Consider the following 22,046-nt stretch of genomic DNA (forward strand, 5'->3'; position numbering starts at 1 on the left):
TTTCGCCCGCGAAAGGGCTCTGACCCCATCCATTGCATCATCGTTTGTCCGCGCGCCGGTACACACCATTGAAGCGCACGTTCATGCCACCGCACTCTCCGTTGTCGGTCACGATCAGCACCTCGCCCAGCGAGTGCACGCGCACCCTGCAGGTGTCCTCGGCGAATTCCACATCGGCGCCGCGCGGCGTCGCACGCGCTTCCACCTGGCCCAGGTTCGGCCCATACGGGCGCTGCTCCGGCGTGGGATTGGCAGAGGGCCAGTAGGCGTCGCCTTCCACATGCAGTTGCCCCGCCTGCACCGAGATGCGCAGGCCGTTGTCGCCGTCCTTCCAGTCACCGGCCCAGTCCTGCAGCTTCGGCGTGGCCAACGGCAACGGCAACGGCAACGGCTGCAGCTTGCTGCGGTCCACCCAGCCCGCACTGCCGCCGAGCTTGTTCGGGAAGAATGCGCAGCGGTAACGACCCAGATCGCGACCGGTCACCACCGTATCGCCGTTGACCACGTAGCTGCGCTGGCGGCAGGCCGGTTCGCCCTTGGCGGGGCAACCGTCCATGTCGCCAAGCAGGTACAGGCGCGGTGCATCGACCACCCGCGCCAGCGCGAACCGGCTTTGTTCAGAGGGGAAGGCCCCGTTGCGGCAGCTGCCGTCATCGGCAATGTCCGAAGCGAAGGCGGAGGCCGGCAGTAGCGCGGCCAGCAGGCAGAACGTACGCAGGTACATGGCAGTCACATCCATGGGGACGCCGGCAGGATAACCGGGCTATCGGGATGGCGGCGCGGCGCAACCCTCCTGCGCCTGACAGAACTGCAGCGCGCGACGCTGTTGCTCGACACTCAGTTCCGGTGGCGGCCGTGCGATGGCCGACTGGATCTGGTCCGGCCCGCCGGTGAGCTTGTTCAACCCCCGGCCCGCCGCCAGCACGCCCTTGACCACGCCCATCATGATGTAGCCACCGCCCAGGCTGACCTGTTCGGGCGACGGCGGCTCGCTCCAGTCCCGGCTGAAGCGGTTGTCGCCGAACTTCACCGGGTTCTTGAAGCGGTACAGGTCCAGCGGTTCGTCGTCGGGCTTGAGCGCACGCACTTCGCCGAGGGTGGTTACATTATCCTGCGGCAGGGCGGCAGCTGCCGGCGCGGGTGTGGCCTGGGGCGCATCCTGTTGCGCCTGCGCAATGCCGGCCAGCAACAAGCTGGTCAGGAGTGCTCCCTGCGTTCCGAGTCGTGCCACCGCTATCCACCCTGTTGGTTGCGTCCTGCGGCAAGAATACGGATGCGAGCTTCAGATTTCGTTGCCGGTGCGGCGACGGTTCAGCCTGCGGAGCAGCTGCGACGCCAGCGCACTGAACGGTTCACTCCGTCCCACGCCGGTGTCTCACATCCTGAGACGTGGATGTGGTGCCATGTGAGCCCTCGCAAACCGTCCCGGCTCCACCTTCCATGGCTTACGAACTCGCCAAGCGCACCGCCGATGCGGAGCAGAAGCTCGCCACCCGCGACGGCCTGCCCGCCCGCGACGGTGCGCTGCTCAGTACGCGCCTGCAGCGCCGCTACCAGGACCGCATCACCGGCAGCTTCGCCATTCCGGGCCGCGAGGGCCGCTACGCGCCCATTCAGGATTCGGTGCCGCCGGCACTGGCGGCCGCGCTGAAGGCGCGCGGCATCGAGCAGCTCTACAGCCACCAGGCCGAGGCCTGGGAGGCCAGCCAGCGCGGCGAGCACGTGGCCATCGTCACCCCCACCGCCAGCGGCAAGTCGCTGTGCTACACCCTGCCGGTGGTCAGCGCGGCGATGCAGGACAAGGCCAAGGCGCTGTACCTGTTCCCGACCAAGGCGCTGGCCCAGGACCAGGTGGCCGAACTGCTGGACCTCAACCGCGCCGGCGATCTGGGCGTAAAGGCTTTCACCTTCGACGGCGACACCCCCGGCGATGCGCGCCAGGCCATCCGACTGCATGGCGACATCGTGGTGTCCAACCCGGACATGCTGCACCAGGCCATCCTGCCCCACCACACCAAGTGGGCGCAGTTCTTCGAGAACCTGCGCTACATCGTCATCGACGAAGTGCATACCTACCGCGGTGTGTTCGGCAGCCATGTCACCAACGTGCTGCGCCGGCTCAAGCGCATCTGCGCGTTCTACGGCGTGCAACCGCAGTTCATCCTGTGCTCAGCCACCATCGGCAACCCGCAGGCACATGCCGAAGCGCTGATCGAGGCGCCGGTCACCGCCATCACCGAATCCGGCGCGCCCAGTGGGCCCAAGCAGGTGCTGCTGTGGAACCCGCCGGTGATCAACCCGGACCTGGGCCTGCGCGCGTCGGCACGTTCGCAGAGCAACCGCATCGCGCGCATCGCGATCAAATCCGGGCTGAAGACGCTGGTGTTCGCACAGACCCGGCTGATGGTGGAAGTGCTGACCAAGTACCTGAAGGACATCTTCGACCACGACCCGCGCAAACCACCGCGCATCCGCGCCTACCGCGGCGGCTACCTGCCCACCGAGCGACGCGAGACCGAACGTGCGATGCGTGCCGGCAACATCGACGGCATCGTCAGCACCTCGGCGCTGGAACTGGGCGTGGATATCGGCAGCCTGGACGTGGTGATCCTCAATGGCTACCCCGGCAGCGTGGCCGCCACCTGGCAGCGCTTCGGCCGCGCCGGTCGCCGCCAGCAGCCCGCACTCGGCGTGATGGTGGCCAGCTCGCAACCGCTGGACCAGTACGTGGTGCGCCATCCGGATTTCTTCGCCGAGGCCTCACCCGAACATGCGCGCATCGCGCCGGACCAGCCGTTGATCCTGTTCGACCATATCCGTTGCGCGGCGTTCGAGCTGCCGTTCCGGGTCGGCGATGGCTTCGGCCCGATCGATCCGGAAGTGTTCCTGGAGGCGCTGGCCGAGACCGAAGTGATCCACCGTGAAGGCGAACGCTGGGAATGGATCGCCGACAGCTATCCGGCCAACGCGGTCAGCCTGCGCGCCGTGGCCGACGGCAACTTCGTGGTGGTCGACCGCAGCGATGGCCGCCAGCAGATCATCGCCGAAGTGGATTACTCCGCCGCCGCACTCACCCTGTACGAAGGGGCGATCCACATGGTGCAGTCCACCCCGTACCAGGTGGAGACGCTGGACTGGGACGGGCGCAAGGCCTACGTCACCCGCACCCACGTGGACTACTACACCGACAGCATCGACTTCACCAAGCTCAAGGTGCTGGACCGTTTCGACGGCGGCGTGGCCGGCCGTGGCGATTCGCACCATGGCGAAGTGCACGTGGTGCGCCGCGTGGCCGGCTACAAGAAGATCCGCTACTACACCCACGAGAACATCGGCTACGGCCCGGTCAACCTGCCCGACCAGGAACTGCATACCACTGCGGTGTGGTGGCAGCTGCCGCAGGCGTTGCTGCTGCGCGCGTTCGCCAGCAAGCAGGATGCGCTGGATGGCTTCCTCGGTGCCGCCTACGCGCTGCACATCGTCGCCACCGTGGCGGTGATGGCCGATGCGCGCGACCTGCAGAAGTCAGTGGGCAACGGCGATGGTGCATGGTTTGCGATCGCCGACCAGAGCGGTCGTGGCCAACTGCGTGGCAGCAATGGCGACCCCGGCGTGGTCGAGCTGCTGCAGGAATTCGTGCCCACCGTGTACCTGTACGACAACTTCCCCGGCGGCGTCGGCCTCAGCGAGCCGCTGTGGCAGCGCCAGGCCGAACTGGTGCAGCGCGCGCGCGAACTGGTGCAGCGCTGCGACTGCAAGGCCGGCTGCCCGGCCTGCGTCGGCCCGGTGCTGGCCGCGCAGGAAGTGGATGAAACCTCACCGCGCGCACTGGCGTTGCGCGTGCTGGACCTGTTCGATGCGCAGGCCTGCCAGCACGTACCCGATGTGGTGATGAGCACGCGCGACCCGATGGAGCTGCTGGCACCGTGAGCCTGAGCCTGGACAAGCTGCGCCTGCTGCGCAAGCAGGCCGGCGACCCGAAGGCGAGCACGCCGCCCACGGTCGAGCCGCCGCCCGCAGCACCTGCCCCGGTGGCCGCCAACGATGCACGACAGCCATCGGCTGAGCGTTCGGTATTCGCCTGGGTCGAGCAGGAGATCCGCCACAAGCCGACCGGCGCTGCGGCACCTGCCACGGCGCCGCCCGCGCTGCGTCGGCCCGAGGTGGGCAGCCTGCATCGCCTGCTCGGCCTGCGCACACGCGGTGGTAGCACCCCGGCACGCGCCAGCGCGCAGGATCGGCAACTGCCTGGCGAAGAAATCGCACCGGGCCTGTTCCTGATCGAGTCGCTGCAGCCGCAGCCGATTCCGGCGCAGCCGCTGTCGCTGGATTTCGCCCGTCGCGAAGGCCAGCACGTGGCCGCGCGCGACCTGCTGTTCTTCGATACCGAAACCACCGGCCTGGCCGGCGGCACCGGCACCCGTGCCTTCATGATCGGCGCCGCCGACTGGCATGCCTGCCCGCAACGCGGCGAAGGCCTGCGCATCCGCCAGCTGCTGATGTCCACGATGGCTGCCGAGGATGCGATGCTGGCCACCTTCGCCAGCTGGCTGCAGCCGTCCACCGTGTTCTGCAGCTACAACGGCCGCAGCTACGATGCGCCGCTGTTGAAGGCACGCTACCGGCTGGCCCGCCAGCCCGACCCGATCAGCGCATTGGACCATGTGGACCTGCTCTACCCCACCCGCCGCCGTTATCGTGGCAGCTGGGACAACTGCAAGCTGTCCACCATCGAGCGCCAGCTGCTGCGCGTGGTGCGCGAGGACGACCTGCCGGGGTCGGAGGCGCCCGGCGCATGGCTGCGCTTCCTGCGTGGCGGCGACGCGGTGAACCTGCGCCGGGTGGCCGAGCACAACCACCAGGACGTGGTGACCCTGGCCCTGCTGCTGCAGCGGCTGATCCGCGAGGAGCAGCGCGAGCGCGAGACGCTGGCGCTGGTGCAGCCGCAGGGCGTTGACATGCCCTGACGGTGGCAGCGGTGACACTGCCGCCACCATCCACGCCTGGAGCCCGACGATGCGCCTCACTTCCCTGGTCCTGCTGGCCCTGCTGCCACTGGCCGCGTGCAGCCACGCCGGCAGCAGCGGCGCCCACGATTCCACCCCGCCGCCGGTGGCCGACGCTGCGCACGAATGCAAGCCGGAGACGCTCGAGGCCTTCACCGGCAAGACCGCCGACGAGGCCACCGTCAAGCAGCTGGTGAGCGCCAGCGGCGCGCGCAATGCGCGGGTGGTCAAGCCGGGCATGGCGGTCACCATGGACTTCCGCCAGGACCGGGTGACCGTGCAGGTGGACGCGCAGAACAGGATCGAGCGCGCCAGCTGCGGTTGATATCCCGCTGGGTAGCGCCGGGCCATGCCCGGCGCTACCGCCGTTTCAGAGGCGTTCGGCCTTGCCGCTGGCCAGGGCGCGCGCGATCACCTGCTGCGCCTGCTGTGATGCCTGCGTATGCAGGCGTGCCTGGCGTTCGCCCAGCGCGGCCTGCTGGCTGCCCAGCGCCGCCTGGCGGCTGGCCAGATCGGCCTGCTGGCTGGCCAGCCGGCTCATGTCGCGGGTACGGGTGGACTGCGCGGCCTCGCTGCGGGCTTCCTGCATCGCACGACGCGCTTCGGCGGCGGCCTCGCGCGCGGCCTCGCGTGCAACGGCCGCATCGTTGGTCGCGCCGCGTGCCGCCTTTGCCGCTTCCGCCGCCGCTTCGCGATTGATGTCGTGCGCACTCATCGCACTGCGCGCAGCCTCAGCGGCGGCCATCGCCATCCGGCGCGCCTCCTCGCCCTGCATCCGGCCCATCTCGCCCAGCTGCTGGCCGAGCTCGCTCTGCTGGCGCCCCAGCGCACTCTGCTGGCGGCCCAGTTCGCTCTGCTGGCGCCCCAGGTCCGCCGCACCGGCATAGGCGCGCTGCAACGACTGGATCAGCATCGGGTCGCGCACGATATAGCGCTTGTCACCCTGGCGGAACCACAGTGCCGGGCCCTTGCCGAGCTGCTTGCGTGCCAGCGTCACATCGTCGATGCCACCGTTGGCGAAGGTCGAATCACCATCCACCAGCACGAACGCCTGCGACGGGGACTGGCCCAGATCCAGGCGGCCGTAGGTGGTGATGGACGACATGCGCGAGGTCGTGCGGTCAGCGTCCATGCCGGTGTCGACATCCACATCGGCATCGACATCGACCGCCACATCCGCGTCATCGGGGCCGGAGACCTCTTCGGCGCCGGCAGGTGCGACCGGCGGAGCCGGCGCGACCGGAACGGCCGGCAAGCGCGCGGAGGACGGCGGCGCCGGCGGTGCCTTGGGCGCCTTCGGCGGCAGCGGCGGTGCTGCGGTCGGCGCCGCGGGCGGGGCGGGTGGTGCCGGCGGCACCGGCGCGGCCACCAGCCGCATCGGCGCCACGCCCACCACCACCACGGCGGCGGTCAACGCCATCGCCAGCAGGCGCGGGCAGGCCCTGCGCGGCTGCAGCGAAAGCAGGCGGCGTTTGAGGCTGGTGGTGCTCGGTGCGGCGCTGGCCACACCCAGGTGCGGCTGCGGTGCCACGCCCAGCTGCAGCAGCAGGCGGCCATAGGCCTGGCGGCTGGCGCCGTGCTGGCCGACCACCGCCGCATCCACCGCTTCCTCGCGGGCCTGGGCGTATTCACGCACCGACAGGCGCAGCAGCGGGTGGAAGAAGAACAGGTGCTGGGCCAGTGCGGGCAACAGGCCCCACTGCAGGTCACGACGCTGCAGGTGCTGCAGTTCGTGGGTCAGCGCCAGGTCCAGCGCGTCACCCTGCAGGGCGTTGTCGCCGGCCGGCAGCAGCAGCACCGGGCGGAACGGCCCGACCAGCTGCGGCGAGTCCACCTGCGTGCTCATCCACAGACGCGGTGCCGGGCGCACACCGTGCGCATCGGAGGCCAGCTGCAGCGCCTGCACCAGCGCCTCGTCCTGGCAGGGATAAGCCGCGGCGAGCAACGCGCGGCAGCGGCGCCACTCACCGAAGGTACGCAGCGCCATCAGCAGCACACCAGAAGCCCACAGCGCGGCCAGGACAACCGCCCACCACGCCACCGCCGGCACGTCGGCGGCCGGCATCGGCATCGCGGCCAGCAGCTGCGCCGAGGCCTCCGGGGCCAGCGGATGCAACGTCTCGGTCATCACTTCGGTGGCGGTCATCGCCACGGCCTGCGGGGCCGGCAGCCAGGCCAGCTGCAACGGCTGGCTCCAGAACAGGCCCACGACCGCCTGCAGCGACACCAGCCACCACAGGCGGCAGCGCGTGGCCGCCGACAGCGACGGCAGCACGCGGCACAGGCCATACACCAGCGCCACCAGCAGCACGGTCTGCAGGCTGGTCCAGCCCAGCCGCTCCAACATCGGGATCAGCATCGTGGTGTCCATGGCTCAGCCCTCGTGGCGGCGCGATTGGAGTTGGGCGACCAGCGCTTCCAGTTCGGCCAGCTCGTTGTCGCTGACCTGCTGGCGCTGCGACAGATAGGCCACGAACGGCGACACCGAGCCTTGCAGGGTGTTGTCGACGAACTGGGCCACGGCGCCCTGCAGCACGCTCTGCGGGCCACGAGTGGCCTGGTAGCGGTAGATACCGTCCTGCTGCCTGCGCTGAAGATACCCCTTCGCCCGCAGGCGCTCCATCATGGTCAGCACGGTGGAACGGGCCAGGCCCCGGGCCTCGCCGTAACCACTGGCGACCTCGCCGACGCTGGCCGGCGCATGTTCATCGATGTACTGCAGCAGGGCCAGTTCCTGGTCCCCGATCGTCTTGCCACGCATGACACCACTCCCTTGACTACACGTGTCGCCACTGTCGGCGTGACGACATCTGTAGTCAACCCCCCGGAAGTCATGGGCCGACGAACGGTAGGGGGCAGCCCGGCACTAAACCTTCTGCCCGTTGTGCGCATCCCACCCTGCACATCACTCCGGAGCACCGCATGTACCGACCTACGTTGCCCTTGCTGCTGCTGTTGCTGGCCGCCCTGCCGGTGGCTGCCGCTGCGGCACCGCTCGACACCGCCAACGAGCAGACCCGCCGGCTGATCCGCCAGACCATGCAGGACGAGCGCATTCCCGGCCTGCAGGTGGCCGTGGTCAAGGACGGGCAGGTTGTGCTTTCCGAGGCCTTTGGCCTGGCCAATGTCGAGAACGGCGTTGCCGCCTCGCGCGACACCCGCTTCCCGCTGAACTCGGCCACCAAGGCCTTTACCGGCGTGGCGGCCGCACAGTTGGCGCAGCAGGGCAGGCTGGACCTGGATGCACCGTTGTCGCGCTATCTCGACGCCCTGCCGCAGCCCTGGCAGAGCGTACGTGTGCGCCAGCTGCTGGCGCACACCTCGGGCCTGCCGGACATCCTTGATGCGCAGGGGCTGGTCGGCGGTGGCACCGAGGCGCAGGCCTGGCAGGCCGTGACCGCGCGGCCGATGGACGCCGCTCCCGGCCAGCGCTTCGCCTACAACCAGACCAACTACCTGCTGCTGGCGCGGATCATCGCGCGGCAATCGGGCATGCCCTACGAGCGCTTCCTCGCCGGCAGCCAGTTCGGCATCGCCGGCATGTCCCGCACCACCTTCGGCGACAGCTACGACCTGGTACCCGATATGGCGACGATGTACAGCCTCGCCCCGCGCGTGACCGAAGCGGTCGACACGCCACCACGGCTGTCGCACTGGTTCTACGACGTTCCGCCTTCGCTGTGGGCCGGTGGCGGCATCCTCACCACCGCCGATGACACGGCACGCTGGTTGGCCGCACTCACCGACGGCCGCCTGCTGGGTGAGGCTGCGCGCGCGCGCATGTGGACAGCCGAGCCCCTTGCCGACGGTCGCGCCGGCCCCTGGGGCAGCGGCTGGCCGGTGCTGCAGACGGTGCCGGACCGCCAGGTGGCCGGCATCGGCGGCGCGCGCTCGGCTTTCATCGTCTACCCCGACCGCGGTGTGGCAGTGGTGGTACTGACCAACCTGGTCGGTGCCAACCCGCAGCGGTTCATTCCGCGCATCGCCGATCTTTATGCGCCTGCTGCAACAGCGCCCTGAACATCTGCAGGCACGCGTGCCCGGTCGGCCACCCCAGCCACATGCAGCACCCGTGTGTGCGGCAGCTCCAGCGCAGGGCGCTGGGCAATGGCGCAGAACGCGCGCGCCGAGGATTGCTGCCGGCCAGTGACCGGCTCTACCGTCGGCTCAGCCCCGCGGGCCGCCCATCACCGGCAGGATCACCCCGCTGATGTAGCTGGCGCAGGCGGGCGAGGCCAGGAACACGTACGCCGGTGACAGCTCTTCCGGCTGCGCGGGCCGGCCCATGTCGCTGTCCTTGCCGAACTCGGCCACGTCCTGCGCCTGCTTGTCGGCGGGGTTCAACGGGGTCCACACCGGACCCGGCGCCACGCAGTTGACCCGGATGCCACGCGGCAGCAGCTGGCTGGCCAGCGCCTTGGTGAACGCATGGATCGCGCCCTTGGTGGCCGAGTAGTCGATCAGCGCCTTGCTGCCGAACAGCCCGGTCTCCGAGCCGGTGTTGATGATGCTGGCGCCCTCGCCCAGATGCGGCAGCACCGCGCGCGCCATCTGGATGTAGCCGCCGATATTGGTCTGCAGCGTTTCCTGCAAATGGGCATCTTCAAGGTCTTCCAGGCGCTGGCAATGCAGCTGGAAGGCGGCGTTGTTGACCAGGATGTCGATGCCGCCGAAGGCCTTGGCCACCTGCTTCACCGCCCGGTTGCAGAAGCGCGGATCGCGCACGTCGCCGGCAATCACCACGCAGCGGCCGCCTTCGCGCTCGACATGCTGGCGGGTGATGTCGGCATCCTCGGCTTCGTCCAGGTGCAGCACGGCCACGTCCGCTCCCTCGCGTGCGAACAGCACCGCCACCGCGCGGCCGATACCGGAATCGCCCCCGGTGATGATCGCGCGCATGCCCTGCAGCTTGCCGCTTCCAGCGTAGTCCGGCGCAAGGAAGCGTGGCGCCAGCTCAAGTTCGTGTTCATGCCCGGGCTTGGTCAGCTGCTGGGCGGGCATGACCTCAGGTTGCCTGCGCGCACCGGCCTGGGTGGCGGTCTTCTTCGTTGCCTTCTTCGCGGCGCGCGCGTCCTTGGCCTTCTCCTGATCCTGCAGGCGCCGCTGCCGCGAAGCCACGCGTGCCGCGCGCGGGTCGCTGGCGGCCGCCTTGCGGGTAGCGGTTTTCACAACGCGCGGGCGATCGTTGTCAGCAACCGGCTTCGTCTTGGTGCTGCTTTTGCGCACCTTGGGCGAGGCTTTGCGGCGGGTGGGGGTCTTTGCGGTGGTGGCCATGCGTGTCTCCTCGGGGGGCAGGGTTGCCGGCCAGCGGCCGGCACTACCGGGGCGGCGTGCGCCGCTCGTGCAGTGTCTCTGCCCACGCTGTCGGCGGCAGTGAGCGCAGCGTGTCCACGGCGTGCACGGCATTCATTCCGCCACCACGCGCGTCGTCGCACCCTGCACGCAATCACACGAGGAACGCCCGAATGAAACATGCCATCGCCACCGCCGCCGTCTGCCTCGCCCTCGCCGCCTGCAGCAGCACGCCGATGGCCCAGGTGCAGCCGATCGACGGGGTCATTTCCGGCCAGTGCCACAGCGACAGGGTGCGCGGTGCGGTGGGCCTGGCCGCGTCGGCCGCCACCGTTGAACGCGCGCGCGTGGACAGCGACAGCCTGCGCGTGCAGGTACTGCGCCACGACGGCCCGCGCGTGCCGCCGGCCAGCGAAGGCGGCGACCGCCTGACCATCGAGAAGGGCCGTACCAACAACATCACGGCGATCTACTGCGGATAACTGCCGTCGAGCAGGCTCGACGCTACGGCGCGCCGGCGCGCCGGGCCAGCCGGCGCGCCCTGCGCAGCACTCTCAACGTGGCCTGCTCCCACTGGCGCGGCCCGCGCAGGCCCGCCAGCTTCGCCAGTTCGCCGCGTTCCCAGCCGACGAACACACAGGGGTCGATGTAGGCCTTGCGGCACACCGCCGGGGTATTGCCCAGCAGCGCTGCCACCTCGCACACCACCGCGCGCTGCGCCTGGGCCAGCGCGCGCTGGCTGGCCGGCTCCGGCAGCTCGGTGGCGGCCAACGCCTGCACCGCGGCCACGGTGCCGCCCCAAGTGCGGAAATCCTTGGCGGTGAAGTCCTCGCCCATCACCTCGCGCAAGTAATCGTTGACCGCACCGGAATCGACCGGCTGGATGACACCGTCATCGTCACGGTACTGGAACAGGGCCTGGCCAGGCAGCTGCTGCACGCCGCGCACCAGCGTGCCCAGCCGGCGGTTACCGACCGTCACTTCATGCAGCTGCCCGGATTTGCCGCGGAAGCGCATGCGCACGCGCCCGCCGCGCAGCAGGTCCAGATGCCGGTTGCGCAGCGTGGTCAGGCCAAAGGATTTGTTTTCCCTGGCATAGGTTTCATTGCCTACCCGCACCAGGGTGTCGGCCAGCAGCGCGACCACCACCGCCAGCACTTTTTCGCGCGGGAAGCCGCTGCGTTTGAGATCGCGGCCGAGCCGGCGCCGCAGCCTGGGCAACGCTTCGCCAAAAGCGATCACCCGGTCGAACTTGCCGGCGTCGCGTACCGCGGCCCAGTCAGCGTGGTAGCGATACTGCTTGCGCCCACGCGCGTCGCGGCCGGTGGCCTGCAGATGGCCATTGGCCTGTGCACAGATCCACACCGCGGTGTAGGCCGGTGGAATGGCCAGCGCACGGATCCGCTGCAGGGTGGCGGCATCGCGCACGGCACGCCCATCGGCATCGCGGTAGGCAAAGCCCTTGCCGGCGCGGCGGCGGCTGAGACCGGGCTGGGTGTCATCGACATAGCGCAGGCCGGCGGCGCGCGCGGCCTGTTGTTCGGGGGTGGGGGGCGTTGCCATATCGGCCAGTGTCGCGGCTGCGGCGCAGTGATCCTGTCGATAACACAAGACAAACACGTGAGGGCCGGATCGCCGCTATGCTCGGGCTTTCACAAGCCCTTCCGGAGTCATGATGTCGTTCCCGATTCGCGCCCGTTCGCTCTCCGCCCTGTTGCTGCCGGCCGTGCTGGCCCTGACCGCCTGCCAGGCGCCGGCGCTGGATGAACAGGATTCGGCCACGGCCCATGCGCAGCAGGCCGCCGAGGCCGCCAAGGCCCCCGCCGACGAAGCGGGCAAGGCCACCGAGGCACCGCCGGTCGGCAGCTGCGACGCCAGCCAGGTGCAGAGCCTGGTCGGCCAGGCCTACACCGATGCGCTGGGCAAGCAGGCCCAGGAAGATGCCGGCGCCAGCCAGGTACGCGTGCTCAAGCCCAACGATGTGGCCACGATGGAGTTCCTGGGCGACCGCCTGAACATCGAAGTGGACGCCAAGGACCAGGTCAGCGGCGTGCGCTGCGGCTGAGTTCGACCCCGCGCCGGCACAGGGTTGCCGGCGCTTTCCGTTGCACCTGCAACCGTGTATTGCGGCGTTGCAGCAACCTGTGATCTAGTCGAGGCATCCGGTGGCCTCACGATGCGCTCCAGGGATTGGGCGGGCTTGAGTGTCCCCGTTCAATTCTTCCCGCATCGAGGTAGAGATGGCCCCCCGCAACCGCCAAGGGCTTTACGACCCGCGCTCCGAGCGCGATGCCTGTGGATTCGGCATGGTCGCCCAGCTCGACGATCAACCCTCACGCCTGTTGGTTGATACCGCCATTGCCGCGCTTTCGCGCATGACCCACCGTGGTGGCGTGGCCGCCGATGGCCTGACCGGCGATGGCTGCGGCCTGCTGCTGCGTCGCCCCGATGCGTTCCTGAAACTGCTGGCCAGCGAGGCCGGCATCACCGTCGGTGCGCGTTTTGCCGCCGGCCTGGTGTTCCTGCCGCACGCGGACGAGGCCGCGCAGGCCTGCCGCGTGCAGCTGCAGGCACAGGTGGAAGCGGTGGGCTGCAAGGTCGCCGGCTGGCGCGAGGTGCCCACCGACGACAGCGTCTGCGGCCAGCTTGCACGCGACACGCTGCCACGCATCGAACAGGTGTTCGTCGATGCCGGTATCGGCCAGGACGACGCCGGCTTCGCGCTGGCCCTGTTCCTGGCCCGCCGCCGCAGCGAACAGCAGCTGCGCGGGCACGCCGATTTCTACGTCACCACCCTCACCCCGGATGCGATCAGTTACAAGGGCATGGTGCTGCCGGACAAGCTCAGCCGCTTCTTCCCGGACCTGCAGCGCCGCGAACTGGCCTCCAGTGCGATCGTGTTCCACCAGCGCTTTTCCACCAACACGCTGCCGCGCTGGCCGCTGGCGCACCCGTTCCGCATGCTCGCCCACAACGGCGAGATCAACACCATCGAGGGCAACCGGCGCTGGGCGCAGGCGCGCAGCAAGGTGTGGAAGACCCCGCGCTTTGACATCGCCGAGTTCGACCCGGTGATCTCCATGCACGGTTCGGACTCGCAGAGCCTGGACAACATGCTGGAGCTGATGGTCGCCGGTGGCATGGAACTGATCCAGGCGCTGCGCATCCTGGTGCCGCCGGCCACCCAGTCGCTGGAGTTCAAGGATCCGGACCTGGCCGCGTTCTACGAATTCCATGGCCTCAACAGCGAGCCGTGGGACGGCCCGGCCGGCATCGTCGCCTGCGACAGCCGCTACGCCGTGTGCACCCTGGACCGCAACGGCCTGCGCCCGGCGCGCTGGATGCTGACCGCTGACCGCCACTTCCTGGTCGCCTCCGAAGCGGGCGTATGGGAAGTGCCGACCGAGCGCGTGGTGCGCAAGGGCAAGCTTGGCCCCGGCGAGATGGTGGCCATCGATCTCAAGCGCGGCGATCTGCTCGACTCCGACGCCGTGGACCGCATCAACCGTGGCCGCGCGCCGTACAAGCAGTGGCTGCAGCAGGGCGTAACCTACCTGCAGACCGAACTGATCGATCCCTCGCTGGTGGAAGAGCCGTTCGACGAAGGCACGCTGCGCAGCTATCACAAGCTGTACCAGCTCAGCAGCGAAGAGGTGGAGCAGGTGCTGCGGCCGCTGGCCGAGACCGAGCAGGAGGCCACCGGCTCGATGGGCGATGACACGCCGATGGCCGTCCTCAGCCAGCGCAGCCGCCCGCTCTACGACTATTTCCGCCAGGCCTTCGCGCAGGTCACCAACCCGCCGATCGATCCGCTGCGCGAAGACTGTGCGATGTCCCTTTCCACCCAGCTCGGCAAGGAGACCAACATCTTCCATGCCGGCCCGGAGACGGTGAACCACGTCATCCTCAATTCGCCGGTACTGAGCCAGCGCAAGCTGCGCCAGCTGCTGAAGATGGACCAGTACGTGCAGGCCAACCGCCTGCTCGATCTGTCCTACAGCGAAGACGAAGGCCTGCGTGCCGGCATCGAGCGCATCTGCGCCGAAGCCGAACAGGCCGCGCGCGAGGGCATGGTGATGCTGCTGCTGTCCGACCGCTACCCGGTGGCCGGGCGACCGATGGTGCATGCGCTGCTGGCCACCAGCGCCATCCATCACCACCTCTCGCGGCTGGGCCTGCGCTGCGACGTCAACCTGATCGTCGAGACCGGCACCGCGCGCGACCCGCACCACATGGCCTGCCTGCTCGGCTTCGGCGCCACGGCGGTGTATCCGTACCTGGCCTACCAGACCCTGTTCGACCTGGGCCGGCGCGGCATCCTCAAGCTCAGCAAGGGCGGTGAGCAGTCGCAGATCGGCCGCCGCTACCGCAAGGGCGTCTACAAGGGTCTATCGAAGATCATCTCGAAGATGGGCATCTGCACCGTGGCCAGCTACCGCGGTGCGCAGCTGTTCGAGATCATCGGCCTGGAGCCGGAGGTGGTCGAGCTGTGCTTCCCGGATACCGCTTCGCGCATCGGCGGTGCCGGCTTCGCGCGCCTGGATGCCGACGCGCGCGAGCTGTGTGCGCAGGCCTGGGACGCACAGCAGGACGTGGATGTCGGTGGCCTGCTGAAGTACGTGCACGGCGGCGAGTACCACATGTACAACCCGGACGTGGTGACCACCCTGCAGCGCGCAGCGCGCAGCGGCGACCCGCGTGCCTGGCAGCAGTACTGCGATGCCGTGCACGCGCGGCCGCCGTCGGCACTGCGCGACCTGCTGGAACTGGTGCCGGCGGCCACGCCCATGCCGCTGGACGAGGTGGCGCCGGCCAGCGCGCTGTTCCCGCGCTTCGATACCGCTGCGATCAGCTTGGGCGCCCTCTCGCCCGAGGCGCACGAAGCACTGGCCATTGCCATGAACCGCCTCGGCGGCCGCAGCAATTCCGGCGAAGGTGGCGAAGACCCGGCGCGCTACGGCACCGAACGCCGCAGCAAGATCAAGCAGGTCGCCTCCGGCCGCTTCGGCGTCACCGCCGAATACCTGGTCAACGCCGAAGTGCTGCAGATCAAGGTCGCGCAGGGTGCCAAGCCCGGCGAGGGCGGCCAGCTGCCGGGCCACAAGGTCAATGAACTGATCGCACGCCTGCGCTACGCCCGGCCGGGCATCGGCCTGATCTCGCCGCCGCCGCACCACGACATCTATTCCATCGAAGACCTGGCGCAGCTGATCTACGACCTCAAGCAGGTCAACCCGACCGCGCTGGTGTCGGTGAAGCTGGTCAGCCATGCCGGCGTGGGTACGATCGCCGCTGGCGTGGTCAAGGCCGGCGCCGACCTGATCACCATCTCCGGCCATGACGGCGGCACCGGGGCATCGCCGGTCAGCTCCATCCGCTATGCCGGCGTGCCGTGGGAGCTGGGCGTAGCCGAAGCGCACCAGGCACTGCTGGCCAACGACCTGCGCGGGCGCACCCTGCTGCAGACCGATGGCGGCCTGAAGACCGGCCTGGACGTGGTCAAGGCCGCGCTGCTGGGTGCGGACAGCTTCGGCTTCGGCACCGCGCCGATGATCGTGCTGGGCTGCAAGTACCTGCGCATCTGCCACCTGAACAATTGCGCCACCGGCGTGGCCACCCAGGACGAGCGCCTGCGCGAGAACCACTTCACCGGGCAGCCCGAGCGCGTGGAGAACTTCTTCCGCCTGCTGGCCGAGGAAGTGCGTGGCTGGCTGTCCTACCTGGGCGCGCGTTCGCTGGAAGAGATCGTCGGCCGCACCGACCTGCTGCGGCAGATCGAGGCGGCGCCGCGCGACGGCGTGCGTGTGGACCTGTCGCGCCTGCTGGCCGACAGCCGCTACGAGGGCAGCCACTGCGCCGCGCAGCGCCTGTACGAATCACCGGACAGCCTGGCCACGCAGATGGATGGCCTGCTGGCCCCGGCCATCGAGCACAAGCGCGGCGGCGAGCATCGCTTCCTGATCCACAATACCGACCGCAGCATCGGCACCCGCCTGGCCGGTGCGGTGGCACGCGCGCACGGCAACCAGGGCATGGCCGAAGCGCCGCTGGAACTGCGCTTCCGCGGCAGTGCCGGGCAGAGCTTCGGTGCCTTCAACGTCGGTGGCCTGCACCTGGAAGTGGAAGGGGAAGCCAACGACTACGTGGGCAAGGGCATGGCCGGCGGCCGCCTGGTGGTACGCCCACCGCGTGGCGCCCGCTTCGAGGCACGCAGCACCGCGATCATCGGCAACACCTGCCTGTATGGCGCCACCGGCGGCGAGCTGTTCGCCGCCGGTCGTGCGGGTGAGCGCTTCGCGGTACGCAATTCCGGCGCGCTGGCGGTGGTGGAAGGGGCCGGTGATCACTGCTGCGAGTACATGACCGACGGCGTGGTGCTGGTGCTGGGCAAGGTCGGCCTGAACTTCGGTGCCGGCTTCACCGGTGGCCTGGCCTACGTGCTGGACGTCGATCGCGATTTCGTCGACCGCTACAACCACGAGCTGATCGACATCCATCGCGTCTCCGCCGAGGGCTTCGAGAACTATCGCCAGCACCTGCACCGCCTGATCGGCCGCCACCGCGAGCTGACCGGCAGCATCTGGGCGCAGCAGATCCTGGACGAGTTCCGCGATTACATCGGCAAGTTCTGGCTGGTCAAACCCAAGGCCGCCAGCATCGAGTCGCTGACCGAGACCCTGCGGCGCGCCGCGTGACACGGCGGGGCGCCCGCAACCGGCGCCCTGGCCTCCCCACCGCTGTAGTGCCGGCCGCTGGCCGGTATCCGGAAAAAACACCACAGAGCCCGCCATGAGCCGCAAGCACGCCTTCCAGTTTCTCGACCTGCCCCGCACCATGCCGCAGCGCATTCCGGTGGAACTGCGCACCTCCGGCGACTGGGGTGAGCTGTACGGAAAGTTCGGCAAGGAAGACGCGCAGTACCAGGCCGGCCGCTGCCTGGACTGCGGCAATCCGTACTGCAGCTGGAAGTGCCCAGTGCACAACGCCATTCCGCAGTGGCTGCAGCTGGTGCAGGAAAACCGCATCCACGAGGCGGCCACGCTGTGCCACAGCACCAACCCGTTGCCGGAAGTGTGTGGCCGCGTGTGCCCGCAGGACCGCTTGTGCGAAGGCAGCTGCACGCTGGAGGAATTCGGTGCGGTCACCATCGGCGCGGTGGAGAAGTACATCGTCGATACCGCGCTGGCCACCGGCTGGCGCCCGGACCTGCAGGCGGTGCAGCCGACCGGCCATCGCGTGGCGGTGATCGGCGCCGGCCCGGCCGGGCTGGCCTGCGCCGACCGCCTGGCGCGTGCCGGCATTGCCGCGGTGGTCTATGACCGCTACGAGCAGATCGGCGGCCTGCTGCAGTTCGGCATTCCCAGCTTCAAGCTGGACAAGGACGTGATCCACCGCCGCCGCGAGGTGCTCGAAGGCATGGGCGTGCAGTTCCGCCTCGGCGTGGAAATCGGTCGCGACATCAGCATGCAACAGCTGCTGGACAGCCACGATGCGGTGTTTGTCGGCACCGGTGCGTACCGCTACACAGACGGCGGCCTGGACGGGCAGGACCTGAAGGGCGTGCTGCCGGCGCTGCCGTTCCTGGTGCAGAACAGCCGCATTGTCAGCGGCGATGATCCCAAGGGCCGGCCGATTGCCGGCTGGGAAGACACCATCGCCCTGCCCGATCTGAACGGCAAGCGCGTGGTGGTGCTGGGCGGCGGCGACACCGGCATGGACTGCGTGCGCAGTGCGGTACGGCTGGGCGCGGCCAAGGTGACCTGCGCCTACCGCCGCGACGAGGCCAACATGCCGGGCAGCGCGCGCGAGGTGGCCAATGCGCGCGAAGAAGGCGTGCGTTTCCTGTTCAACCGCCAGCCGCTGTCGATCGAGGCCGGCGCCGATGACGAAGTGATCGGCGTGACCGTGGTCGAAACGCGCCTGGGCGAACCCGATGCCAACGGCCGCCAGAACGCGGTGCCGATCGACGGCAGCGAATCACTGCTGGAAGCGGACGTGGTGATCATCGCCTTCGGCTTCTCGCCCACCCTGCCGTCGTGGCTGGCCGAATGCGGCGTGGAAAGCCAGGGCAATGGCCGCATCGTGGCCGGCGGCAAGGACCGGCTGCCGTTCCAGACCGCCCATCCGCGCCTGTTCGCCGGCGGTGACGCCGTGCGCGGCGCCGATCTGGTAGTGACGGCGGTCGCCGAAGGCCGCGATGCCGCCGCCAGCATCGTGCGGCTACTGGCGCACTGAGGCCGGCTCCAGCAGCGCGGCCAGCAGCGCGTGCAGCTCCCGGGTTTCGGCCGGCTTGGCCAGGAAATGATCAATGCCGGCGGCGCGGCAGGCCTCGCGCGTGCTCTCCAGCACGCTGGCGGTCAGTGCGATGATCGGTACGCGCGCGCCATTGCCGCCGGTCTCGCCACGGATGGCGCGTGCCAGCGCGAAGCCGTCCATGCCCGGCATGTGGCAATCGGTGATCACCAGATCGAACGGCTGCGCCTGCCAGGCCGCCCAGGCCTGGTGTCCGTCGACGCAGGCCTGCACCTGCAGGCCCAGCGCACGTAGCCGCTGGGTCAGCAGCCCCAGGTTGGTGGGATGATCCTCGGCAGCCAGCACCCGTGCCGCCGGAAGTGCGGGGGCCGCCACGGGCGGGGCCACCACCGTCTGCTGCGGTGCCGTACTGGCCGCCAGGTCCAGATCCAGCCAGACGGTGGTGCCTTCGCCCGGCACACTGCGCAGCTGCAGCTGTCCACCCATCGATGTGGCCAGTTCGCGGCAGATCGACAAGCCCAGGCCGCTGCCGCCAAAGCGGCGGGTGGTCGAGGTCTCGGCCTGTTCGAAGGCAGCGAAGACGGCGTGCTGGCGTTCGGCGCTGATGCCCACGCCACTGTCCACCACCTGCAGGCGCAGCCGCTGGCCACCGTCGCGCGGCGCGACCACCTCGATCCGCAACGTCACACCGCCGTGCAGGGTGAACTTGAGCGCGTTGCCGGCCAGGTTGAACAGGATCTGCCGCAGCCGCAGACCGTCGGCCAGTGACCAGGCCTGCAACGCCGGGTCCAGCTCGGTGCGCAGGTGCAGGCCACGACTGGCAGCGACCGGCATCAGCAGCTGCTGCACGCCCTGCACCAGCGCGGCCAGGTGGGTGGGACGCAGTTGCAGCGGCGCGGCCTGCAAGCGTTGGCCATGCAGCACATCGTCAAGGATCTGGCGCAGCATCTGCGCCGCATCGCCCACGGTGGCCAGGGCCTGCCGCTGGCCTTCGTCCAGCCGGCTGTCGGCCAGGCGTTCGAGCATGCCCAGCAGCGTACTCATCGGCGTGCGGATCTGGTGGCTCATGGTCGTCAGGAAATGACTCTTGGCCAGGGCCGCCTGCTCGGCGGCACGGCGCGCTTCGGCCAGTGCCACGGCACGCGACTGCGCCTCGCTGACGTCCATCCAGTAGCCACTCCATTCCACGCTGGCGTCGTCACAGCGCAGCGGCCGTCCCTGCGAGCGCACCCAACGCCAGTCCTGTGCGACGCCGGTGCGGAACGTCACATCGATCGGGCCGCGCATCAGCGCCGCGTTCTCGATGCAATCCATCACCCGGCTGCGATCGTCGGCATGGACGGCGGCAAGCAGCTGCCTGTGGTCGACCCGCGCAGCCTCGCCGCTGACCCCGAACAGGGCCTGCACGTCGCCTGCGATCTGCGTAATGCTGTAGTGGCCGCAGGCCGTGCGGCGCGCCTGGTAGACCACCGCGGGCAGATTCGCGGTGACCTCCCGCAGCCGCTGCTCCATTGCGCGGCGGCGGACGCTTTCACGGTGCACGCGCCAGTAGCCGAAGGCGTGCAGCAGTATCAGCGCAAGCAGCACCAGCGAGGTCGGCACCAGCCAGCGCAGCGTCGAGGTGGTGCCGCGCGCGCGCGGTGGGTGCGGCAGCCATGCCTGGCCGATGACTGCGCGCTGGGCGTTGCCCCGCTGTTCCAGCTGCTGGTCGAACGCGGCCACGACCCCGGCGCAGGCCGGCACTGCTGCCAGCACCAGCGCGTCATCGAAACCCGCCGGTGCCGCAATCACCAGCGGATCGCCCGGCATCGCCCGCAACGCGGCTTCGACTTCACCCAGATTGGCGATGACCGCATCGATCAATCCGGTGCGCAGCAGGGACAGGGCGTCGCCCAGCGGCGCCGGCGCCAGCAGCTGCGCGCCGGGGGCCTGTTCGGTCAGCCGTGCTGCCAGCGGCACCCGGTCCGGGCTGGCCACAGTGCGGTCGCGCAGGTCTTCCAGGCCCAGCACCACTGGCGCGCCCTGGCGGCGCACGATCACCTGTGGCACCTGCAGGTAGGCCTGGCTGGCCACCCAGCCGGGCGGCAGCTGCGCGCGCGGCCAGCCCAGCACCGCCTGCACCCCTGCCGGCAGCTGCCGGTCGGCCAGCGCCGCCGCCGGCAAAGGCACCGAATGCAGCGCGACCTGCGTACCCAGCGCCTGCAGCTGATGCGCAAGCAGCCCCACCGGTTGCCCCTGCTCGCGCGAGGACAGCGGGGGCCGGTCCGACGGCCAGGCCACCTGCAGGGGATGCTCACAGCTGGACGCCCGCGCCTGATCCGGCAGCATCAGCAATGCCATGACGGCGGCGACAGCGGCGGCGCGGGAGCCGACGGCATTCACGGTGGATGACCTCGTTTCGCGGGCAGGAACCACGGCCGCGCAGCGCTACCGCTGTCCTTCACGCTAGCGAGGTGACGTCCAACCGCAATGGGAAACGTTGCAAATGCATCCGCATCGGCGGATAGCGACATAAACTGCCGCTTCTACCCGTATCTGCGGAGCATTCGATGCGTATCGGCCTGGCCGCCAACCGTCTCCATCACCACGATGCGCGCGCGGCGCTGTTCCGCTGGCTGCATGCCAGCGAGGCCGGCCTGCGCGAACTGGGGGTCAGCCTGCATGCGGTCGGGCGGACCCATGACGCGATCCAGCGGCAGGGTTTCCTGGACGGCTACGCCGGTCTGAGGCGCTATCCCTACGGTCGCGACGGCGGCCTGATGAAGCTGGTGGCCGAAGTGGTGGGCATGGGCCCGGAACGAACCCTGGGTGGCGCGATCTACCTGATCGACCCGGTCGATCCCTCGTCGGTGTTCCCGGAAGCGACCGCCCTCAAGCGGCAGTGCGTGATCCACGGCAAGCCGTTCATTTCGACCGTGGCCACCGCGCGCGACTGGGTGGAGGTGGAACGCATCCATGCCGGTCTGCCGGCCGATGCCGGCGCCGACGACCTGCATGCGTTCCAGGCACAGACGCTGGCGCTGATCGCCCATGATGCGATGAAGCCGGCGATGCTGGCCTTTGCCGACGAACACTTCGATGTGCTGGCGCGGTTCGGCGAGCGCGTGGCCACCGGCACCACCGGCCAGCGCTTGAACGAGCTGGCCTGGAGCCGCGGCTGGCCCCGCGATACGCCCTGGGTGACGCGCTACCAGAGTGGCCCGATGGGCGGCGATGCGCAGATCGCCGACCGGGTGCTGGAAGGTCGCTGCCAGCGCGCGATCTTCTTCGAGGATCCGCATGTGGCGCGCCAGCACGAAGCCGATATCCAGCTGCTGGAGCGCGCGGTGACCACGGTGACCGACCAGGCGGTGTGCATCACCGCACCCCAGGTGGCCGCCCGTTGGGCGACCGCAGCCGCAAAGCGCGCGAACCCGTAAAGCTGGCGCAACATGGCCTTGTAGCGTCGAGCTTGCTCGACGAGACACGGACCCGGAACCCACCGCCGTCGAGCAA

General features: G+C 69.5%; 16 protein-coding genes. 9 read left to right on the forward strand and 7 right to left on the reverse strand.

Going from position 1 to position 22,046, the window contains the following annotated elements; all coding sequences use genetic code 11:
- Positions 1 to 37: 37 nt before the first annotated feature.
- Positions 38 to 724, reverse strand: coding sequence for a hypothetical protein (locus tag LZ605_RS15095; protein ID WP_249842324.1), 687 nt, complete (start codon positions 722 to 724; stop codon positions 38 to 40).
- Positions 725 to 763: 39 nt separating this feature from the next.
- Entirely contained in the window at positions 764 to 1,237 is a 474-nt protein-coding gene (locus LZ605_RS15100; RefSeq protein WP_249844926.1) for a hypothetical protein, read from the reverse strand.
- Between the two features lie 203 nt (positions 1,238 to 1,440).
- On the opposite strand from LZ605_RS15100, the gene LZ605_RS15105 reads away from it, so the two are divergent.
- From LZ605_RS15105 to LZ605_RS15115, 3 genes are read left to right on the forward strand one after another with little or no spacing between them, the layout of a single operon-like run.
- The gene (locus LZ605_RS15105) at positions 1,441 to 3,930 is read left to right on the forward strand and encodes a DEAD/DEAH box helicase (protein WP_249842325.1); all 2,490 of its coding nucleotides are present in this window, start codon (positions 1,441 to 1,443) and stop codon (positions 3,928 to 3,930) included.
- A complete protein-coding gene (locus LZ605_RS15110; RefSeq protein WP_249842326.1) occupies positions 3,927 to 4,967 on the forward strand; it encodes a ribonuclease H-like domain-containing protein in 1,041 nt (346 codons plus the stop codon). The genes LZ605_RS15105 and LZ605_RS15110 overlap by 4 nt, the downstream gene beginning before the upstream one ends.
- A gap of 49 nt (positions 4,968 to 5,016) precedes the next feature.
- On the forward strand, positions 5,017 to 5,331 hold the full coding sequence (locus LZ605_RS15115; protein WP_249842327.1) for an I78 family peptidase inhibitor: 315 nt from the start codon (positions 5,017 to 5,019) through the stop codon (positions 5,329 to 5,331).
- Between the two features lie 45 nt (positions 5,332 to 5,376).
- Here the strand turns inward: LZ605_RS15115 and LZ605_RS15120 are convergent, their stop codons facing one another.
- Together LZ605_RS15120 and LZ605_RS15125 are read right to left on the reverse strand one after the other, a co-directional pair.
- A complete protein-coding gene (locus LZ605_RS15120; RefSeq protein WP_249842328.1) occupies positions 5,377 to 7,377 on the reverse strand; it encodes a M56 family metallopeptidase in 2,001 nt (666 codons plus the stop codon).
- A 3-nt stretch (positions 7,378 to 7,380) separates the two neighbouring features.
- On the reverse strand, positions 7,381 to 7,767 hold the full coding sequence (locus tag LZ605_RS15125; RefSeq protein WP_053448421.1) for a BlaI/MecI/CopY family transcriptional regulator: 387 nt from the start codon (positions 7,765 to 7,767) through the stop codon (positions 7,381 to 7,383).
- 191 nt (positions 7,768 to 7,958) lie between these two features.
- Here LZ605_RS15125 and LZ605_RS15130 point away from each other — a divergent pair, with 191 nt between their 5' ends.
- A complete protein-coding gene (locus LZ605_RS15130) occupies positions 7,959 to 9,026 on the forward strand; it encodes a serine hydrolase domain-containing protein (RefSeq protein ID WP_249844927.1) in 1,068 nt (355 codons plus the stop codon).
- A gap of 147 nt (positions 9,027 to 9,173) precedes the next feature.
- On the opposite strand, the gene LZ605_RS15135 is transcribed toward LZ605_RS15130, so the two are convergent.
- A complete protein-coding gene (locus LZ605_RS15135; protein WP_249842329.1) occupies positions 9,174 to 10,280 on the reverse strand; it encodes an SDR family oxidoreductase in 1,107 nt (368 codons plus the stop codon).
- Between the two features lie 191 nt (positions 10,281 to 10,471).
- Here LZ605_RS15135 and LZ605_RS15140 point away from each other — a divergent pair, with 191 nt between their 5' ends.
- The gene (locus tag LZ605_RS15140; protein WP_249842330.1) at positions 10,472 to 10,780 is read left to right on the forward strand and encodes a hypothetical protein; all 309 of its coding nucleotides are present in this window, start codon (positions 10,472 to 10,474) and stop codon (positions 10,778 to 10,780) included.
- Between the two features lie 22 nt (positions 10,781 to 10,802).
- Here LZ605_RS15140 and LZ605_RS15145 read toward each other — a convergent pair whose 3' ends face one another.
- Positions 10,803 to 11,861 (reverse strand): DNA topoisomerase IB, encoded by a 1,059-nt coding sequence (locus tag LZ605_RS15145; protein ID WP_249842331.1) that lies wholly within the window; start codon positions 11,859 to 11,861, stop codon positions 10,803 to 10,805.
- A gap of 112 nt (positions 11,862 to 11,973) precedes the next feature.
- On the opposite strand from LZ605_RS15145, the gene LZ605_RS15150 reads away from it, so the two are divergent.
- The 3 genes from LZ605_RS15150 (at position 11,974) to LZ605_RS15160 (ending at position 18,533) form a co-directional block, all read left to right on the forward strand.
- Positions 11,974 to 12,363, forward strand: coding sequence for an I78 family peptidase inhibitor (locus LZ605_RS15150; RefSeq protein ID WP_249842332.1), 390 nt, complete (start codon positions 11,974 to 11,976; stop codon positions 12,361 to 12,363).
- A gap of 175 nt (positions 12,364 to 12,538) precedes the next feature.
- On the forward strand, positions 12,539 to 16,993 hold the full coding sequence (gene gltB / locus LZ605_RS15155; protein WP_249842333.1) for a glutamate synthase large subunit: 4,455 nt from the start codon (positions 12,539 to 12,541) through the stop codon (positions 16,991 to 16,993).
- Positions 16,994 to 17,087: 94 nt separating this feature from the next.
- A complete protein-coding gene (locus LZ605_RS15160) occupies positions 17,088 to 18,533 on the forward strand; it encodes an FAD-dependent oxidoreductase (RefSeq protein ID WP_249842334.1) in 1,446 nt (481 codons plus the stop codon).
- Here LZ605_RS15160 and LZ605_RS15165 read toward each other — a convergent pair.
- On the reverse strand, positions 18,519 to 20,891 hold the full coding sequence (locus LZ605_RS15165; protein ID WP_249844928.1) for an ATP-binding protein: 2,373 nt from the start codon (positions 20,889 to 20,891) through the stop codon (positions 18,519 to 18,521). The genes LZ605_RS15160 and LZ605_RS15165 overlap by 15 nt on opposite strands.
- Positions 20,892 to 21,100: 209 nt before the next feature.
- On the opposite strand from LZ605_RS15165, the gene LZ605_RS15170 reads away from it, so the two are divergent.
- Entirely contained in the window at positions 21,101 to 21,970 is an 870-nt protein-coding gene (locus tag LZ605_RS15170; protein WP_249842335.1) for a methylglyoxal synthase, read from the forward strand.
- The last annotated feature ends 76 nt before the right edge of the window (positions 21,971 to 22,046 follow it).

The organism is Stenotrophomonas maltophilia (genome assembly GCF_023518235.1).
In the GTDB taxonomy this organism is placed as follows: domain Bacteria; phylum Pseudomonadota; class Gammaproteobacteria; order Xanthomonadales; family Xanthomonadaceae; genus Stenotrophomonas.

Bases quoted from the DNA above. Each gene is read 5' to 3' on its own strand.
- LZ605_RS15105 (WP_249842325.1), top strand. From the start codon at position 1,441: ATGGCTTACGAACTCGCCAAGCGCACCGCCGATGCGGAGCAGAAGCTC.
- LZ605_RS15120 (WP_249842328.1), bottom strand. From the start codon at position 7,377: ATGGACACCACGATGCTGATCCCGATGTTGGAGCGGCTGGGCTGGACC.
- LZ605_RS15170 (WP_249842335.1), top strand. From the start codon at position 21,101: ATGCGTATCGGCCTGGCCGCCAACCGTCTCCATCACCACGATGCGCGC.
- LZ605_RS15150 (WP_249842332.1), top strand. From the start codon at position 11,974: ATGTCGTTCCCGATTCGCGCCCGTTCGCTCTCCGCCCTGTTGCTGCCG.
- LZ605_RS15165 (WP_249844928.1), bottom strand. From the start codon at position 20,891: ATGGCATTGCTGATGCTGCCGGATCAGGCGCGGGCGTCCAGCTGTGAG.
- LZ605_RS15160 (WP_249842334.1), top strand. From the start codon at position 17,088: ATGAGCCGCAAGCACGCCTTCCAGTTTCTCGACCTGCCCCGCACCATG.
- LZ605_RS15115 (WP_249842327.1), top strand. From the start codon at position 5,017: ATGCGCCTCACTTCCCTGGTCCTGCTGGCCCTGCTGCCACTGGCCGCG.
- LZ605_RS15140 (WP_249842330.1), top strand. From the start codon at position 10,472: ATGAAACATGCCATCGCCACCGCCGCCGTCTGCCTCGCCCTCGCCGCC.
- gltB (WP_249842333.1), top strand. From the start codon at position 12,539: ATGGCCCCCCGCAACCGCCAAGGGCTTTACGACCCGCGCTCCGAGCGC.
- LZ605_RS15135 (WP_249842329.1), bottom strand. From the start codon at position 10,280: ATGGCCACCACCGCAAAGACCCCCACCCGCCGCAAAGCCTCGCCCAAG.
- LZ605_RS15145 (WP_249842331.1), bottom strand. From the start codon at position 11,861: ATGGCAACGCCCCCCACCCCCGAACAACAGGCCGCGCGCGCCGCCGGC.
- LZ605_RS15125 (WP_053448421.1), bottom strand. From the start codon at position 7,767: ATGCGTGGCAAGACGATCGGGGACCAGGAACTGGCCCTGCTGCAGTAC.
- LZ605_RS15095 (WP_249842324.1), bottom strand. From the start codon at position 724: ATGTACCTGCGTACGTTCTGCCTGCTGGCCGCGCTACTGCCGGCCTCC.